The organism is Sporosarcina luteola, assembly GCF_023715245.1.
Taxonomy (GTDB): domain Bacteria; phylum Bacillota; class Bacilli; order Bacillales_A; family Planococcaceae; genus Sporosarcina; species Sporosarcina luteola_C.
On record NZ_JAMBNV010000001.1, the window covers coordinates 563,087 to 580,937 of the forward strand.

16 protein-coding genes, 2 pseudogenes and 1 riboswitch are annotated in these 17,851 nt (G+C 44.7%); of the genes and pseudogenes, 14 read left to right on the plus strand and 4 right to left on the minus strand.

Annotated elements, in window-relative coordinates; translation table 11 throughout:
- The first annotated feature begins 157 nt into the window (after nucleotides 1-157).
- On the plus strand, nucleotides 158-760 hold the full coding sequence (locus M3152_RS02615; RefSeq protein ID WP_251693650.1) for a TasA family protein: 603 nt from the start codon (nucleotides 158-160) through the stop codon (nucleotides 758-760).
- Between the two features lie 211 nt (nucleotides 761-971).
- Here the strand turns inward: M3152_RS02615 and M3152_RS02620 are convergent, their stop codons facing one another.
- Nucleotides 972-1,625: a response regulator gene (locus tag M3152_RS02620; RefSeq protein WP_251695221.1), complete on the minus strand. Its 654-nt coding sequence runs from the start codon at nucleotides 1,623-1,625 to the stop codon at nucleotides 972-974.
- Between the two features lie 56 nt (nucleotides 1,626-1,681).
- Nucleotides 1,682-1,765: riboswitch (cyclic di-GMP riboswitch) on the minus strand.
- A 622-nt stretch (nucleotides 1,766-2,387) separates the two neighbouring features.
- On the opposite strand from M3152_RS02620, the gene M3152_RS02625 reads away from it, so the two are divergent.
- From M3152_RS02625 to M3152_RS02680, 12 genes are all read left to right on the plus strand, one after another.
- The gene (locus tag M3152_RS02625; protein WP_251693651.1) at nucleotides 2,388-2,984 is read left to right on the plus strand and encodes a TasA family protein; all 597 of its coding nucleotides are present in this window, start codon (nucleotides 2,388-2,390) and stop codon (nucleotides 2,982-2,984) included.
- Nucleotides 2,985-3,155: 171 nt separating this feature from the next.
- Nucleotides 3,156-4,070, plus strand: a complete 915-nt coding sequence (locus tag M3152_RS02630; RefSeq protein ID WP_251695222.1) for a SipW-dependent-type signal peptide-containing protein — start codon at nucleotides 3,156-3,158, stop codon at nucleotides 4,068-4,070.
- Nucleotides 4,018-4,629 (plus strand): signal peptidase I SipW, encoded by a 612-nt coding sequence (gene sipW / locus M3152_RS02635; protein ID WP_251693652.1) that lies wholly within the window; start codon nucleotides 4,018-4,020, stop codon nucleotides 4,627-4,629. Before M3152_RS02630 ends, sipW begins: the two co-directional genes overlap by 53 nt.
- A 33-nt stretch (nucleotides 4,630-4,662) precedes the next feature.
- Nucleotides 4,663-5,328: a CalY family protein gene (locus M3152_RS02640; RefSeq protein ID WP_251693653.1), complete on the plus strand. Its 666-nt coding sequence runs from the start codon at nucleotides 4,663-4,665 to the stop codon at nucleotides 5,326-5,328.
- Between the two features lie 497 nt (nucleotides 5,329-5,825).
- Nucleotides 5,826-6,320, plus strand: coding sequence for a tripartite tricarboxylate transporter TctB family protein (locus M3152_RS02645; protein WP_251693654.1), 495 nt, complete (start codon nucleotides 5,826-5,828; stop codon nucleotides 6,318-6,320).
- A 12-nt stretch (nucleotides 6,321-6,332) separates the two neighbouring features.
- Complete coding sequence (locus M3152_RS02650) at nucleotides 6,333-7,853, plus strand: tripartite tricarboxylate transporter permease (RefSeq protein ID WP_251693655.1); 1,521 nt, start codon at nucleotides 6,333-6,335, stop codon at nucleotides 7,851-7,853.
- A 34-nt stretch (nucleotides 7,854-7,887) separates the two neighbouring features.
- Nucleotides 7,888-8,877 (plus strand): tripartite tricarboxylate transporter substrate binding protein, encoded by a 990-nt coding sequence (locus tag M3152_RS02655; protein WP_251693656.1) that lies wholly within the window; start codon nucleotides 7,888-7,890, stop codon nucleotides 8,875-8,877.
- 101 nt (nucleotides 8,878-8,978) lie between these two features.
- The gene (locus tag M3152_RS02660) at nucleotides 8,979-9,995 is read left to right on the plus strand and encodes a mannonate dehydratase (RefSeq protein ID WP_251693657.1); all 1,017 of its coding nucleotides are present in this window, start codon (nucleotides 8,979-8,981) and stop codon (nucleotides 9,993-9,995) included.
- Nucleotides 9,996-11,543, plus strand: a complete 1,548-nt coding sequence (gene garD, locus M3152_RS02665; protein WP_435371926.1) for a galactarate dehydratase — start codon at nucleotides 9,996-9,998, stop codon at nucleotides 11,541-11,543.
- Between the two features lie 184 nt (nucleotides 11,544-11,727).
- Nucleotides 11,728-13,053: an MFS transporter gene (locus M3152_RS02670; RefSeq protein WP_251693658.1), complete on the plus strand. Its 1,326-nt coding sequence runs from the start codon at nucleotides 11,728-11,730 to the stop codon at nucleotides 13,051-13,053.
- A gap of 116 nt (nucleotides 13,054-13,169) precedes the next feature.
- Nucleotides 13,170-13,856 carry a FadR/GntR family transcriptional regulator gene (locus M3152_RS02675; RefSeq protein WP_285846880.1) on the plus strand — a complete coding sequence of 229 codons (687 nt, stop codon included), beginning with the start codon at nucleotides 13,170-13,172 and terminating at the stop codon, nucleotides 13,854-13,856.
- A 71-nt stretch (nucleotides 13,857-13,927) separates the two neighbouring features.
- Nucleotides 13,928-14,878 carry a 2-hydroxyacid dehydrogenase gene (locus M3152_RS02680; protein ID WP_251695225.1) on the plus strand — a complete coding sequence of 317 codons (951 nt, stop codon included), beginning with the start codon at nucleotides 13,928-13,930 and terminating at the stop codon, nucleotides 14,876-14,878.
- Nucleotides 14,879-15,117: 239 nt separating this feature from the next.
- Here the strand turns inward: M3152_RS02680 and M3152_RS02685 are convergent, their stop codons facing one another.
- From M3152_RS02685 to M3152_RS18155, 3 genes and pseudogenes are all read right to left on the minus strand, one after another.
- Complete coding sequence (locus tag M3152_RS02685) at nucleotides 15,118-16,317, minus strand: NlpC/P60 family protein (RefSeq protein WP_435371939.1); 1,200 nt, start codon at nucleotides 16,315-16,317, stop codon at nucleotides 15,118-15,120.
- A pseudogene (locus tag M3152_RS18150) lies at nucleotides 16,294-16,482 on the minus strand (S-layer homology domain-containing protein); the annotation flags it as partial. The gene M3152_RS02685 and the pseudogene M3152_RS18150, both read right to left, overlap by 24 nt.
- Nucleotides 16,477-16,722: pseudogene (locus tag M3152_RS18155) on the minus strand (hypothetical protein); the annotation flags it as partial. The pseudogenes M3152_RS18155 and M3152_RS18150, both read right to left, overlap by 6 nt.
- Nucleotides 16,723-16,874: 152 nt before the next feature.
- On the opposite strand from M3152_RS18155, the gene M3152_RS02690 reads away from it, so the two are divergent.
- On the plus strand, nucleotides 16,875-17,591 hold the full coding sequence (locus M3152_RS02690; protein ID WP_251693660.1) for a DUF6904 family protein: 717 nt from the start codon (nucleotides 16,875-16,877) through the stop codon (nucleotides 17,589-17,591).
- Nucleotides 17,592-17,851: the final 260 nt, after the last annotated feature.

Below are 17,851 nucleotides of genomic sequence, written 5' to 3' on the forward strand. Positions count from 1 at the left end.
GTCTATTTATAGCGAAAATGATGGACAAAAGGAGGAGGTGGGCGAGTAATGTGGCACTCGAATCTGCAATTTTGTTTCTAATGGAACAAGACGGCATTATGCTTCTATTTATTGCTGGCCACACGTAAAGAACTTGAAGTTATAGGAGGAAATTTAAATGGGTCTTAAAAAGAAATTAGCAATGGGAATTGCAACTGGAGCAATGGCTGTAAGTATGATTGGCGGCGGAACGTATGCTTATTTCAATGATGTTGAAACTAGCGTAAATCAATTCGCTACAGGTACATTGGATTTAGCCGTGAATCCTGTGACAATCATCGATGTTTCGAATATTAAGCCTGGTGACTGGATGAACCGCACTTTCGAGTTGAAAAACAATGGAAGCCTTGATATAGCTAAAGTGCTTTTAACTACAGACTATAAGATTACGGACAAAAAAGGTGACAACACAGAAGACTTCGGCAAGTATATTAGAGTCAATTTCCTAATGAATAATGATAAAAGTGGACGTAACGAACCGAATGATGTATTTTACAAGACTACTTTAGATCAATTAAAAGGCACTGCATCAGACGCGGTACAAAAGAAAGTCTTTTCATTCTTTGGAGAAGATAGCGGATTGAAATCCGGCACGTCTGACACACTATATGTCCAATTTGAGTTTGTCGATAACGACAAAGATCAGAACCAATTCCAAGGGGATAAACTTGAACTAACGTGGACATTCGAGGCAACCCAGACAGATGGAGAATCGAAGTAATAGCAGCGCGGGAAGGAGAAGAGCTATTCTTCTCCTTATTCTTTTTTTGGTGCCTGTGCAGTACACTATTCAGTTTATTCACTACGAATTTATAATTGCACGTAAGAAAGTCAGCCGTTCAGGGAAAATGGCTGACTTTCTTTGTATATTCATGATTACAGATGAATTGTCATAAATGTTTCTTTCACAGGCACCCTTAACCAGGCATCCCTTAAACCAGCACATCATACTTATACTGCACCAATCCTGTTGTGTTGGCGTATAGTGCAGCTTGCGTTCTATCACCAAGATTCAGTTTCGATAAGACCTGTCCAACATGTTTTTTTACCGTATTTTCCGTAATGAATAATCTTTCGGCGATTTGTCGATTTGAAAATCCCAATCCAAGTTTTTGCAATACCTCTTTTTCTTTTGAGGTAAGTTGCTCTATAAAGCTATTGTCAACTTGCGGCTTCTTCTCTGCTTGCAACAACAGTTCTATGATGTCCGGATCAAAATACTTCCTTCCCCTGTAAATCACATGAAGAGCATAAATGAGTTCTTCGGGATGTGCTTCCAGTGAAATATACCCATCCACATCGAGTGCCTTTGCATGTTCGAAAGATGTCAGATCCTTTGAATAGGTAAGGATTGCAAATTTGCACTTGTAACCCAGTCGTTTCGCCTCAGAAATCACTTCTAATCCAGATTCTTGTCCTAATTGGAAATCAATGATAACCAAATCGGGTTCTTCCCGTTGAATCAATCGAAGCGCTTCTTGCTTGTTCCCTGCCTCTCCGGATACTTCTATCGTATCCTGTAATGAAAGAATCGAGATTACCCCTTTGCGGACGAGCGTTTGATCATCCACCAACACAATTTTCATCAATACATTGCCCCCTCACTCAAAAGATATGAACGCTTCACATAAAAGGCGTTCACATGAAATGAGGCCGGTTGCACCACTGACTCCATACATCCAAGGTGCCCAGATAGAGGATGTATTTCCTAGTCTCCTAACTAATTCCTTTGTCACTTAAGTATATCCAATTAATTGTAAAAACTTTGTCGATTTTTCGAAGTGGATAAGCACTATTTTTGAGAGGTTTTAGTCTATTCCGTCGTTTCATATCTTTTGGTTTGCATGAACCGGGAATTGCAAAAATGCTATTAAATGAAGCTAAAAATACCTGGCACGAAAGTATACCAAAGAATCATTCCAAAGAAGAATGCCGAGTTGCAAAAAATCACCCATTTGAGGGAGGATGGATTGTTTTCCTATGCTTATACTGAATATAGTTCCATTTCATAGTAATCAAACGAGCCCAAAGGAGGAGATTGGCTGATAAGAAGGAGGGGCTACCATCTGAAATTGAATACCTACTAAGAAATTGGCATTCTACTTCATTTATTCTGGTTGGGGAGCTCGCAAGCAATAGTGATCCAGCCGAAAACTTCTTAGAGTGGAATTGTAATTCATTGCGTCGAAAAGAAATTAGAAGCAAAACAGCTAACAGACTATGAAAACGGCATGGAACCAATTCAACTTTGTAGAATACGCAAGAAGATGTGGGAACACTGCTTTAACGGATTGATCGAGAAAGTACGCAGGAAAAACAAAAAACTAAAATAATTGGAGGAATTTTACATGAATATCAAGAAAAAATTAGCAATGAGCATCGCAACTGGAGCATTGGCTGTAAGTATGATTGGCGGAGGCACTTATGCTTATTTCAACGATGTTGAAACAAGCACGAATCAATTCGCTGCAGGTACATTGGATTTGTCGGTGAACCCTGAAACTATTATCAATGTAGATAAGATTAAACCAGGTGACTGGATGAACCGTACTTTCAAATTGGAGAACAAGGGCAGCCTTGACATTTCTAAAATATTTTTAACTACAAGCTACACTGAATCAGTAGCGGGATTTGGCGAACACATTTACGTTGATTTCCTTAGAAACGAAGATAAGAGCGGCATTCTTGGAGATAGTAATGTGATTGCATCCAAGAAATTGAGTGACCTAGCGAACATGACACCGGATGCTGTTAAAAATGTTTCACCTTCATTCTTTGGAATCCAAGATGGAGAAAAAAGTGGAATCAAGGCTGGTACTACTGATACTATGTATGTGAAATTCAGATTCAATGATAATAATCAAGACCAAAACCAATACCAAGGCGCAACTTTGGAATTGAAATGGCAGTTTGATGCACAGCAAACAGCTGGAACATCGAAATAATATATTACCCGGGAGGAGAGCCCTTCTCCTCCCTCATTTTATTTCAACAAGCCGCCGGTGACATATCTTATATATATTTCTCAGCATATAACTCTATTTTTGTGTATTGAGGAATATATTTAAGGATATTCTAGCAATAAAACTCCGAAAGGCGGGAACAGCTTGAAAAACATGAAAATAGATCGAATGCGCAAGCGCAAGGAACGTAGGCGCAGATATAAGAAAAACTATCAAGGTCTTTTCCTGAGTTTAAAGATTGCTTCTATATGTTATTTAGCCATCTTTGGCACTAGTTATATGTCGTCTGGTACGTCTGCATTTTTCAGCAATCAAAATACAGTCCCGTCAACGATAACTGCTGGTACTTGGAATTATTGTGGTGAAGAAGATGAAACGGATGCTACACCAAAGGAAGAAATTAATGTTGACGGCGAGAATATTGAAGACATCCTTACTGAAGAAAATGAAAGTGAAACACTTCCGATTGAAGAAGTTGATATCGGCACTGTAGGTCAGGAAGAGTCATTGGAAGAAAATGAACAGAATATAAGTACAAGCGATGAAATCAATATCGACCAAGATGGCACCGAAGATAACCTTGTTGAAGAAAGAATAGAAGAAGTTATATCGGGCGATGAAATTGGGGTCGACTGCGAAGAAGATGAAGAAGACACTGCGCCAATCGAAGTAGATTGCAAGGGTGAAAATGACTCTGAGGAAGAACAAGATGCAACATCGAGTGAAGAAACCAAGGCGGAATGTGGAAATAAAGAAAATGATTCAAATGAAGAAAGTGAAAAGAATAACATCACGGAAGATGAAAAAGTCAGTGAGTCTCCAAAGGAACTAGAAGCTGGCGTTGAAAACGTGGAGAACGATCAAATACAACCGGAAAACAAAGATACGATGCCCGTAACCGAATCTACAGAAACAGAACCCGACAACGATTCCATAGAAAATATAGGGTCAGAAGATGATACAAACGCAGCTATAAATGAAGAAATAGAAAAAGAAAATGCGGAGGGTGATTTAAATGAGAGAGAACAAGAACAAGAAAAAGATAAAAGTAATGAAATGGGTGAATAACCTCGTATCGGGCATACTGATGGTCTTACTTATTACAGTGGCATCTGTAGTAGTAATCACGAAAGCCTCTGGCGGGGAGCCGCAACTTTTAGGTTATCAAATAAAAACAGTCCTGTCGGGATCCATGGAGCCGGGAATCCAAACCGGTTCAATCATTGCCGTGAAACTGGCTGAAGATAAAACTAATTTTAAAACAGGTGATGTCATCACCTTTAGGGAAAATGAAGAGATGTTGATTACGCATAGAATTACGGAAGTGGTTTCGAATGGGGATTCCGTTCTTTACCGGACAAAAGGGGATAACAACAATGCAGAGGACATGAATCCAGTTCTTCCTGACAATGTTGTAGCAGTGTATACCGGTTTAACAGTACCTTACGTCGGTTACTTTGCTAATTTTGCGCAATCCAAGAATGGTGCTCTTCTTCTGTTAATCCCTGGATTCCTGTTGCTGATCTACTCGGCGGTTACAATTTGGAAAGTATTGTCCCAAATCGAATTGCCTCAGAAAAAACAAGCGGATATTTTGGGAGAAGATGGCGGAAAAAGTTCTTCCTGAATCGATCGCTTAGTTATGTAAGGAGACATTATCATGATAAGACTGTTTCGATATTTCCCGATTCTATTATTGATTAGCATAATATGTTTGTTTCCTACTACGGGCGCGGTTGCAGATGAAACAAACGCCACAGATAAAAAAGAAGTTGATATAAGCCTTTCACCAAAAGAAACTTTATTTGATGTCAGCAACATGAAGCCTGGTGATTGGGCGCCACGTACTCTCACAGTCAAAAATACTGGCAGTAAAGATTTTGTGTACCATATGCAGTTGCGAAACCGAACCAGTGGAGATGACAAGCTGTTTAACGAGCTATTATTGGAAGTAAAAGCCGGCGAGCTGGAATTATATCAAGGTAAAATGGCAGCATTTACTTCATTGTCAGATAGAGACATCACAAGCGGCAGTGAAGAGAATCTTGATATTACTATTCGTTTTCCCGAGCATCTAGGAAATGATTTTCAAGGGCTTAACGCTGCATTCGTTTTCGACTTTACAGCAGAAGGAATAAATAAAGTGGCGGTTCACGCCATGACAAAAGGAATGATCGACAGCGGTGGAATTGCATCATCCGGGTTTGGACTACTCGGCTCGTCGACAAAACTTTTTGAGTGGATACTATTTGGTTCTCTAGTAGTGGCAAGCGGATTTGTGTTGATGATCATCAGGCATAATAGGCGAATGAAATGGGCTCAATAGACGTTCTTGATTTGCGGTACCTGTGCAGCACACTATTTAGTTTATTAACTACAATTGAATAGTATCTAGGGGGAAAGTCAGCTATGAAAGGAATTGGTTGACTTTCCCTTGCATTTTTATACCACGTATAGAATTGTTATAAATGTTTCTTACACAGGCACCGGCACAATTCAGTTTATTAACTACAATTGTATATTTCGGAAATGAAGAGTCAGTCGTTTAAGCAACCGGCTGACTTTTTGTTGCATTTTTATGCCTGGTCGTGAATTGTCATAAATGCACCACGCACAGGCACCGAATTGAATTGTGTGAACAACCACCTACCCCGCAGGAAACTGTGAGGATGGGTGGTTGTTTTGTTGTTGTCGCCCCTCTTTCCATAATGACCCAAGAATGAATAATCTAAATTTATGTACTAATAGTCATTGACACTACATTATAATTGTAATACCATTAGAATAGTTTAACAGAATGTTCAAAGGGGTGGGGGTATTGGGATGGTTCTGAAAAATAGGGAAGTCCAGTCGGGTTTTTTACTTCTTCTTGTAAGCGGTGTCATGTTTACTGCAACGTTGAGCTTTAAAAAGATGACGACTACGGCGATTGGACCAGCATTCATGCCACAAGTGATTTCAATTCTGATTGCACTCGTGAGCCTAGCGGTTATCTACGAGGGATATAAGAAGGTGAAAGCCGCAAAGGAAGTTGATTCAACAATAAAGGCTGAAGATGCGGAAGCCGTGGATAAAGGAGTTTCCTACAAGCCGGTGATTGTGTCGTTTGTCTTAATGGCTTTCTATGTTGTTATAATGCCTATCGTCGGTTTTCTTATCACGACTGCGGTATTTATGTTCATTCAGATGATGGTTCTTTCATCAAAGTTGGAGCGGCGTTGGTTGCTGTTCGCGGTTGTCTCGGTCGTTTCATCCGTGATCATCTATTATGTATTCCGAAATGTGTTCTACATAATGCTGCCATCTGGACTTCTATAAGGGGGTGGGAAAATGGTTGAAATGTTAGTAAGCGGTTTTGCTTCTATTCTTACGATTAAAGGGATTTTGCTCATTATGGGAGGGGTAATCCTTGGCTTGATATTCGGATCGATTCCAGGTCTGACGGCGACGATGGCGATTGCCATCTGTCTTCCAATCACGTTTGGAATGCATCCGATTGATGGAATGGCTCTTCTGATGGGCCTTTATATCGGTGGTGTTTCCGGAGGGTTGATTCCTGCGATTTTACTGAAGCTTCCTGGAACGCCATCATCAATCGCTACGACATTCGATGGCTATCCGATGGCGCGTAAAGGGGAAGCGGGGAAAGCGTTCAACTTTGCGATTGTTGCTTCTTTCATGGGTGGTCTGTTAAGTATTCTTGTCCTGATCTTGATAGCTCCGCCGCTAGGCAAAGTGGCCCTTCAATTCGGTCCATTCGAATACTTTGCAATTATTATCTTTGCCCTATCGCTCATCTCTAGTTTGTCTGGAGATTCATTGCCAAAGGGAGTGATGGCCGGGCTGCTAGGAATCGGATTTGCGATGGTCGGTTCGGCGCCGATTGATGCCTTTCCGCGCTTCACGTTCGGTGCAACATCTTTGAATGCCGGATTCTCACTCTTGCCAGTTTTGATCGGGTTATTCGCAATCTCGGAAATTCTGACGAATGCCGAGAAGACGGTGAAGGATAACTTGAAAGTTGATATGAAAAAGATCAGTTACAAAGTGACGTTGAAAGAGTATCTTTCGCAAGGTTGGAACTGGCTTCGGTCAAGCTTGATTGGGCTTGGAATTGGCATCCTGCCGGGTATCGGGGGAGGAACATCCAATCTTGTCGCGTATGCAGCTGCTAAGAATTCCTCAAAAAATCCTGAGAAATTCGGTACAGGGGTTCCGGACGGTGTAGTTGCATCTGAATCGTCGAACAACGCGGCGATCGGGGGCGCACTCGTTCCACTTATCTCGCTTGGAATTCCTGGTGATACGGTAACGGCACTTCTACTCGGAGGGCTCGTTCTTCACGGACTTCAACCAGGTCCGTTGCTAATTCAGAATAATGGCGATATCGTCTACGCCATCTTTGCCGCATTGTTGGTCGCAAACTTATTCATGATTCTGTTCCTTTTCCTGGGGATGCGAGGGTTTGTGAAGATGCTCAGTATTCCGCAGAACATTCTTATGCCTGTCATCCTTGGGCTCTGTATTGTCGGCGCTTATGGAGAGAATGGCCGTGTGTTCGACATTGGCGCACTGTTTTTCTTTGGTCTACTAGGATACTTGATGGTCAAGTTTGGATTCCCGTTGACACCGCTTGTCTTGGGGTTCATTCTCGGACCGCTTCTTGAAACGAATTTACGCCGCGGACTCATGATGTCCCAAGGTGACTTTATGCCATTCTTGACGTCCCCGATTGCGGCTGTATTCCTCATCATCACAGTAGGATCGATCGGACTGAAAATTTATAGCAACTGGAAGAAGAAACGAAGCAACAATGACCAATCGTTCAACCTGTTAGAAGGGGAACAATGAAAGACCAAATAAGATTGGAATGGGGGATTTACAGATGAAGGGAATTTTTAAGAAACTAATGATCGGTACTGCTGCGATTACACTCGTGGCAGGATTGGCAGCGTGCTCGGATTCGGAAAAAGCATCAGGGGATACAAAATCAAACTACCCGACGAAGCCGATTGAAATTGTAGTACCAGCGGGGGCCGGTGGTGACACAGACTTGAACACCCGGATTATGGCGAAAGCAATGGAAAAGGAAATTGGCAAGCCGCTAGTCGTTACGAACGTCACGGGAGCAGGCGGGACAGCAGGTACCCAGAAAGTGAATGATGCAAAAGCAGACGGCTACACGGTTCTTGCTTTCCATAATTCAATCATTCTTAACAAAATCTATGGGCTTGTGGATTATACCTATTCCGATATGAAAGTGGCGGGTGTAGGGGTGCTGGATCAGTCGAATACGTTCCTAGTCTCCAAAAACTCGGAGTTCAAAACGATTGATGAATTGGTTGACTATGCCAAAGCCAATCCGAAAAAGGTGAGTGTCGCAACGGAAGTCGGTTCGATGACCTATATGCAAATTCTCCAATTTGAAGAGCAGACAGGCGTCGAATTCAACATTGTGGACGTCGGCGGCGCTTCCGACAAAATCACTGCACTTCTCGGCGGTCGTGTGGACATCGTCCCGACATCCCTTGGTCTGGTGAAAGGCTATCTTGAATCCGGTGATTTTGTGCCACTTGGCGTAATGGCGGAAGAGCGACTCGAAGATGCTCCGGACATTAAGACGTTTAAAGAGCAAGGCATAGATCTTGTGGTGGATAAAGTATTCCTTTGGGCATTCCCGAAAGATACTCCTGACGATGTCGTGGCTACTTTTACCGAAGCAATGAGCAAGGCCGTTGAAAATGAAACATATCAGGATGAAATCAAAAAGTCCTGGCTCAGCCCGGTTTATTTGAACCCGGAGGAAGCAAGCAAGAAGCTCGCCGAAATCGAGGCGGAATATGAAGAACTTTATAAGTTGACCGAAGGCCAGTAAGTCTTTGAATTATAAAGATAAAAAGAGGGACAGGCCCGGGTACAGTCGATCTTGAATCGGCCCCGGGCTTCAAATATTGTTGGAATCTGGAGGAGACGAGAATGATGCATGTTTCTGTAACTGTCAATACAGCGGATTTGACTGATCTTGACCTGCAACAGATGGCGCAATTAGGAATTGATTATATTGATTTCGGCAACGGACAGGGGTTCAAAGGAGTCTCTGAACAGGGTTTCCCTGATCTCGATGAGCTGCTGAGATTGAAAAAGCGTGTACGTTCATTCGGGCTTGATATTAACCGGGTCACACTGCCGAATATTTCAAGACGTTTTATGGAGAATGAAGAGGGCAGTGCTGCGGAACTCGAAAACTCGCTGAATGCTGTAAGGGTTTTTGGCGAAGCGGGGATTAAAATCGTCCGGCAGCGATTCGAAGGAGATGTCTTTGAGGGCCGCGGGTTGAGCTATGAAGCAATTCAACGCGGCGGCGCCATTGCACGCGGCGAGAGCATCGGCCTGTTGAAAGAGAAGAGTGAAACTCCCGGTCAGGAAGAGCTGCAGAACTGGTGGGCCTCTTTCCAACGTGCCTACCGGGAAATTGTACCGCTCGCACAGGATTATGACGTGAAAGTCGCAATGCACCCGTCCGATACACCTCATCCGGATTCTCCTTTTGGCGGCATCGGCCTGAACCGGATCATTGATGATTTCCCAAACAAGAATGTTGGATTCGTCTATTGTATCGGTACCCGAGCTGAAGCGGGTGGATCTTCCCTAGTTTTGGATGAAATCAACCATTTCGGCCGCAAAGAGCGTATTTTCCTAGTACACTTCCGGAATGTCCGCGGCAGTTTGCCGACTGCGGGCGCATTCGAAGAAGCCCTATTAGATGACGGGGATTTGAATATGTTCAAGATTCTACTTGAACTGCGTAAGGTCGGGTATAGTGGCTGCCTGAACCCGGACCATGTTCCGACATTTGCCGGGGATACCGCAGATCTGAACGAAGCTTGGAAATACTCGAATATCGGATGGAAGGCATCAAGTCTCGGCTTTGCGTATTCAGTCGGTTATATTAAGGCATTGTTGAATGCACTGAATGAATTCGAGGGTCATTAAATGAAGGGAAATGTGATGGCTGGGAATACGGTGAGGATTCCCCCGCTTTCGATTAAGATGAATGACTTGGATAATGTCGCCATCATTGCGAATGACGGGGGGCTTCCAGCAGGGGCGGTTCTCCAGGATGGATTGAAACTTACCGAAAGAATTCCGCAGGGGCATAAAATTGCCTTGGAAGATTTTGCGGAGGGTGATGCGATCTATCGATATGGCGAGGTGATCGGCTATGCAGACCGATTGATTCCGAAAGGGAGTTGGGTTCGCGAGACGATGCTTCAAATGCCGGAACCACCTGCACTTTCGGAATTGCAAATTGGCGGGAATACCGAGCCCCTTCCGCCGATGGAGGGTGTCTATACTTTCATGGGCTATCCGAATCCGGATGGTTCGTTCGGAACGAAAAACCTTCTTGGAATTACAACAAGCGTTCAGTGTGTAACGGGTGTCTTGGATTTCGCAGTTGAGAAAATCAGAAAGGAACTCCTTCCTAATTACCCGAATGTCGATGACGTTGTGGCGCTTAACCACTCTTATGGTTGCGGAGTGGCAATTGACGGGCTTGGCTCCGAAATTCCGATCCGTACCATCAGGAACCTGGCAAACCATCCAAACTTCGGCGGGGAATTGCTGATTATCGGACTTGGTTGCGAGAAATTGACACTTGATCGGCTTGATGCAGGTGAAAGTGCATCAGATGTCCTTTTCTTGCAGGATAGATCAGGGTTCTCTGAAATGATCACAACCATCATGGAGATGTCGCGTGAGCGGTTGGAGCGTCTCAACAAGCGTGAGCGGGTGGAGGCACCACTGTCCAAGTTGACCGTTGGCATGCAATGCGGCGGAAGCGATGCGCTATCCGGCGTCACCGCGAACCCCGCTGTCGGACACGCATCAGATCTGCTCGTACGGGCCGGTGCGACTGTCATGTTCTCGGAAGTGACGGAAGTCAGGGATGGTGTCCATCTACTGGCGAAACGTGCTGTCACTGAAGAAGTTGGGCAAGCGTTGATTCGCGAGATGAAATGGTACGACGATTATTTGGTAAGGGGACTTGCGGACAGAAGCGCCAATACGACCCCGGGGAATAAAAAGGGCGGTCTATCTAATATTGTGGAAAAGTCGCTCGGTTCCATCGTCAAATCCGGAAGTGCGCCGATTGTGGACGTTCTCTCACCTGGCGAGAAAGTCCGGAAGAACGGATTGAACTTTGCGGCGACACCGGCAGGGGATTTCGTGTGCGGAACGCTACAGCTAGCATCGGGTATGCATCTTGAAGTATTCACAACGGGCCGCGGCACGCCGTATAACTTATCAATGGCACCGGTGATCAAAGTGTCTACGCGGACAGGGCTTGCTGAACAGTGGCGTGACTTGATTGATGTTGACGCTGGAAAGATCGCAGATGGGAAAGCGACCATTGAAGAGGTCGGGGAAGAGATTTTCCAGGCGATCATCGATGTTGCAAGCGGCCGCCGTCAGACGTGGGCCGACCATTGGGGGATCCGGAACGATTTGGTCCTGTTCAACCCGGCTCCCATTACATGAGAAAAACAGAGCAAGTGGTGGTGTCCTGACTGACCTAAGTATTGGAGATAAAGCGAGTGTGTTCTTCACGTCAATCAGGACTGCCTTTGTAAAATGATGAGATGGAAGAGCCAGGCGGGTGCCTGGCTTTTCTTTCAGCAAATAACCGGAACATAGCGTTTGGGGGATGAAAGGAAGTCATGGAGTGGGTGCTTTTATTGCCATACGGAAAAGTCGCAGGATGCAGACCCGTCACGGAATCCTGTTGATGTTGTTCTTCTTTTCGGCCGTCAGTTTCTCGGAACGATCCGTCCTTTCCATCGCAGGTGCCCCCATCGCATCTGATCTTGGGATTGGTGACGTAGCGATGGGCTTCCTGTTTTCGGCTTTCGGATGGGCATACGTCCTTGGACAGGTCCCGGGCGGACTCATTCTGGACCGATTCGGGTCAGGGAAGGTCTATGGAACGGTGATAATTGCTTGGATGACTGTCATCGCTCTGCAAGGTGTGACGGGATTCCTCTCACCGGTCGTCGCTTTGATCAGTCTTTTTATCCTACGAATTCTATGTGGGTTGATATCGGCCCCGATTTTCCCTGCCAATGCGCGGATTGTCGGGGAATGGTTCCCGCCTTCGGAACGGGGAAGAGCCGCATCGATATTCAGTGCGGCGCAATACTTCGCCATCGTTCTTTTCGGTCCGGTGATCGGTTGGATAGCCCATAGCTTCGGCTGGACGTATGTCTTTTTCTTCTTTGGAATAGTTGGGGCGGTTTGTGCGGCTCTATGGATGAATTTTTACAGAGATCCTACCGGAGAAGTGAATGGTGGCAAGGTGGAAACGGAAGTAAAAGTGGAACGTCGTGAAAAGGAAAAAGAGCCTCGGAAACTTCCGTGGAAACAGCGACCTATCGTGATGTTGCTGACGAACAGGATGACACTCGGTATTTATATCGGCCAATATTGTGTAACGGCGATTACATATTTCTTCATGACCTGGTTTCCGGTCTATCTTGTCACCGAGAAAGGCCTGTCTGTTCTGGAAGTGGGGCTAGTGTCGACGATTCCGGCCATGGCTGCCTTTTTTGGTCAGCTCTGGGGCGGCCGCTTTTCGGATGATCTGGTAGCGAGAGGGATAGCGATCTCAAAGGCAAGAAAAGCTCCCATCATCGTTGGCATGTTGTGCTCTATGTCCATCATCTTCGCAGAATTAGCCGAATCGATTGTCTTGCTGGTCGTCATCATGTCATTCGCCTTTTTCGGGCGGGGATTTGGAGGCATGGGGTGGGCCATTGTTGCGGAAACATCCAATCCGACAAATGCTGGCTTGAACGGTGGACTCTTTAATATGTTCGGTAATTCGGCTGGCATCATCACGCCGGTCGTCATCGGATTCCTTGTGCAGTGGACAGGGTCGTTTGAACTGGCCCTGCTGTATGTCGGAATTCACGCAGTGTTAGCTATCATCTGTTATGCATTCTTTGTCGGTGAAATAAAGCAGATTCCTATAGATCATAGTGCCGCGACTTGATAGCGGTAAATAGGACGGGCTCAATCCGGCTTCCGTTTTTTTCCTGAAGAGAATATAATAGATTTACAACTACTTTGTCGTTTTGTCGGACTATAAATGAAAGAAGGTGACTAGTATTGCAACTCTATCAAGTTGATTCTGTAAAAAGAAATAGCCTTGCTCAGCAGGTGATGGATCAGATTGTATCCCTTCTGATCAGCGGAAAGTTAAAGCCGGGAGACAAGCTTCCGTCCGAGGTGCTGCTAATGGAACAATTGGACGTAAGCCGACCTGTCGTCCGTGAAGCGCTCAGTTCACTGGAGACACTGGAAGTTATTCATCGGAAGCCGCGTGAAGGCACATTCATCAGTGAAAAGATCGGAAGCGGCCCATTCAGGACGATGCTTGCCATTTCCATCAACAACCTTCCAGCTGTCATCGAAGCAAGGATGACGCTGGAACTCGGACTTGTGACGATAGCGGCCGAGAAGATCACGGACGAAGAACTGGAGGAGCTGGCGGAAACGATTGAAAACATCCGGCGCAATGATGAAGATTACGGGATGTACGACAAACAATTCCACCGGATTATTGCCTATAGCGCAAAGAATCCAATTGTCGAAGGCATGATCGAGTCCCTGCTCATTGCCCACGAAAAGACCGATTCCCTCATCAAGTACCGAGAGCCGGAGCTGACAATCCAGTATCATACCGCAATTTATGAAGCATTGAAAAAGCGGGATTCAATTGAAGCGTATCGGAAGATGTATGATCACTTGAAGTATGTGCGTGATAAGATTCTTAATGGACAAGAGGATCTGTAATTCATTTGAAGAACAGGATTGGAAGTGCGTTTTTCCTGTCCTGTTTTTATATTTTTAGAGGGGTGATTTAAATAGAGGAGAAAGTGATCGTCTATAGTCCGATTTCTGAAGAGGGCATTCACAAACTGAAAGAGCGGTTCACTGTCGTCGTGGCTTGCCCCGGAAGTTCCAGCTTTACAAGAGAACTTTCAACGGCAACCGGGTTAATCGGAACGGGAATGAAGATTGATGCGGCTTTTCTGGATCAGGTTCCTTCATTGAAAGTCGTTTCCAATATTTCTGTTGGGTATGACAATCTGGATGTGGAAGAACTGACGAGGAGAGGTATCCTTGCCACCAACACACCGGATGTTCTTACGGAAACGACTGCCGATGCCATTTTTGGTCTGATGCTATCGACTGCCAGAAGAATTCCGGAATTGGACAGATACGTGAAAGAAGGAAAATGGAGAGGGAAGCTAGCACCGTCTCAGTTCGGCGTCGATATCCACGGAAAAACACTTGGCATCATCGGAATGGGGAAAATCGGACAAGCCATAGCTAAACGGGCACGCTTCGGCTTTGGGATGGATATTCTCTATCACAATCGTAAGAGGAATTTGGAAGCGGAGAACTTGCTAGATGCGGTCTATGTGGAAATGGATGAGCTGCTAAGGCAAGCGAATGTTGTCTGTCTGATGGCGCCGCAGACAAAGGACACGATTCATTTAATGGGGCGAAGAGAGTTTGGCCTGATGACAGAGACTGCCATTTTCATCAATGGTTCGAGAGGTGCATTGGTAGATGAATCCGCATTGGCGGCTGCATTGGAAAGCCGTGAAATATGGGCCGCTGGGTTGGATGTGTACGAACATGAGCCGATTGGGAAAGACCATCCTTTCTTAACCTTGCCGAACCTCGTGACGCTTCCGCATATCGGATCAGCCACAGCCGAAACAAGATTCAAAATGGAGGAACTGGCTATCCGTAATATGATTGCAGGATTGGTTGGTGACAGGCCGCCTTCGTTGATTAACTATTAAAAGTAGTGAGGTGCCTGTGCAGCACACTATTCAGTTTATTAACTACAATTGTATATTGTTGAAATGGAAAGCTTGCCGGGATATATGCCGTCAAGCTTTCATTTGTATATTCATGTATTTTATTGAATTGTCATAAATGCGCTTTGCACAGGCACCGAAACAATTTCGGAACAAAGCGCCAACGCATGTGAAAAATCCGTCCACAAGAGAAAGTTGTGGACGGATTTTTATATAATCGATTAATTCGACGTCAAGTATCTGCGCGAACCGGAATGATTCTTCTTATATAATGGCGTGTCGATTGAAATGATCTCGATGCTGCGAGAAGAGTTCGGGGCATGGATCATCTTGCCTTCGCCAATGTATATCGATACGTGATATACAGCTCCCTTACCGCCATTATGTGCGAAAAACATTAGATCTCCTGGCTGCAGCTGACTCCGGCTAACCGCTTTTCCGTGAGTCGCTTGGACGAAGGAATCCCGCGGAATAAGTATGCCGTGGTTTTTATAGACGGAATAGATAATGCCGGAGCAGTCAAAGCCATATGCGGAAGTCCCGGCCCATACATATGGAAGTCCCAAATACTGTTTGGCACTGTCAATGATCTCTTTGGCCGTCGGTTTTGGAATAGAGGCGTAATCCGCGTATACTTTGGCGTCGCGCTTCAACATGAATTTCGTGTTGCCTTCCACGGTTAAAACTTCCAGAAACTGACCGTGTTCTGCCACGACTGGCAGGATTGTCGTGTAACTCACATCCAACCATTTCTGTTTGTCATCCCATTTCGCCACATTGTAGAGTGTGGCGATTTTTGCATCAACAATTGCAATTGGGCATTTCGTATCGTTGATAGAGGAGGCGGCAACATGCGATTTTGGGACCCAACCTTGATAGCCGTTCTTATGTCCGGTTTTCGCTTGATCCTTTATTGCGATATAATGCCAGTTCCCGCTAGATTTTATAATTTCGACAGGATCCCCGTATAACGCCTGTGTGTCGGTTTTTCCTATGAGCCAAAGCTTTTGGGATATTGTCAATTGGGATGACCATTTTTTCATATCCGGTTTTGCTTGGATTGATATCTCGTCAATAGGGCGGGTCTTGCCAGGGGTATGCCATACGTTCGTCACCGGTACATTTATAGCGTATGACTTTTTGTTTTCCGTAGAATAGCAGGCAGGACGCTGTCTGAATTCCGGGTTAAGGATTCTTGCTAAAAAGGTACTGAAATGTCCTTTTGTCAATGAAGCTGTCGGTTTGAACAGTCCATCTGAATAACCGAAAGTAATTTCATTTTCTACTAGTATTCCGATTGCATGGCTCGCCCAATAGGATGCAGGAACATCGCGGAATAGCGTTTGTGACTTGCCCTCCAAACTGAAAGCAGAAACCAAAATGGAAGCGGCTTCCGCCCGACTCAACTGACCATGGGGCATGAACTCCTGATTTGCATTTCCAGTCATGAATCCCGAGGATGCTGCCGCCTGGATGATTGCATAATATTTATCCGAAGGGCTTACATCAATGAAATCGACATCGGGTAACCCTTCCGTCTCCAGCCCTAACGCCTTTACAATCATTTCAGCAGCTTCGATGCGCATAATTGTTTCATTGACGCCAAATGACGGGGCTTCTGTTAAAATTCCATTGCCGACAAGATATTCGATTTCCTTGCTAGCGGAATGAGTAAGGGGGACATCTGAATATGTAGGAGCGGCAGCATGAACAGAAACACTTGCGAACAAAAAATAAACCGCAATAAATAGGCCAACTATCGTTTTTTTCAAAACATAACCTCCTTCTCTCGTAATATGATAATAGTACCATATGAAAATTTTCACTAAGTCAGTAATAGGAAAGAGTTTCAGCTCAATTTGGGTGCCTTGTGCGATACATTAGTTATTCAGTTATCACCTGAGTAGTTTTATGGAACTATTTTCCTTGGAGTGTTATTATGGATATTATTACCTACACAACAAGGAGAGAATTGCAGATGATCTGGTTGGAAAATACGTCAAATTACGCGGGGCTCCATCTTTCAGGAGATAAAAATGACTTTGTTTCGTTGCATGAAGCGATATATTCGGTTGTAGGGGAAGAAGGGGAGTATCCTGGGTATGAGCAAGTACGGCTTCGGATCCTGAGTTTGTGTAAAGAACTTGATCAGGCAACGAGGGGGCAAAGGGAAATAATTCTTGTGCCACATGGTCTCGATTCGGAGAAAATGATGACATCTCCAATCGAATCGGAGAATAATGTGTACATTCGTATCCAAATACTTTGGCCGGAATTGTTGTTTCTTGGGTTTGTATTGAATGATTTCATTGAATTATCGGCGAAACACAGAAAACATTTCTGGGATTCCACTCCAGCTCGTATCCGTCTATTTCAGTCAGTGATTGGCGATTGTCTCGAGAGTACGGTAGGGGAAAGCAAATTCCGGCTGATAAAGGGGTCCTTGACGCCTAATTTTGTCGGCTATTACGAGAACTTCCTTACCCAATATATTGATTATCTTAATATCGAATTTTTGAAAATGGATAAAGAGAAGCGACTGGCCAATGTGAGTATTGCAGCCAAACGAGTAGCTAACATGGACGCTAAATACATTAAAATCAAGCGCGAAATCGAGAAGATGGCAAAACAAAATGGGGTGACTTCAAGTGCTGTTGAGTACGCTGGCGAGTATCCCGAAACCATTCAGTGGTAAAGTGATTTCTTTTCTGTGCCTTTTCGGTGCCTGTGCACCACGCAATTCAGTTTATTAACTACAATTGTATATTCCAGAAGTGAAAAGTCAGCCATACAGGCAACGGTTGACTTTTCTTTGTATTTTCATACTTTTAGGTGAATTGTCATAAATGTGCCGTGCACAGGCACCGACACAATTCCTGAACAATTCTTTTCATGCAATATATGTAAATGGTACACTAGCATGAAAGTGGGAATTATTTTGGGGGTTGGTGGAAT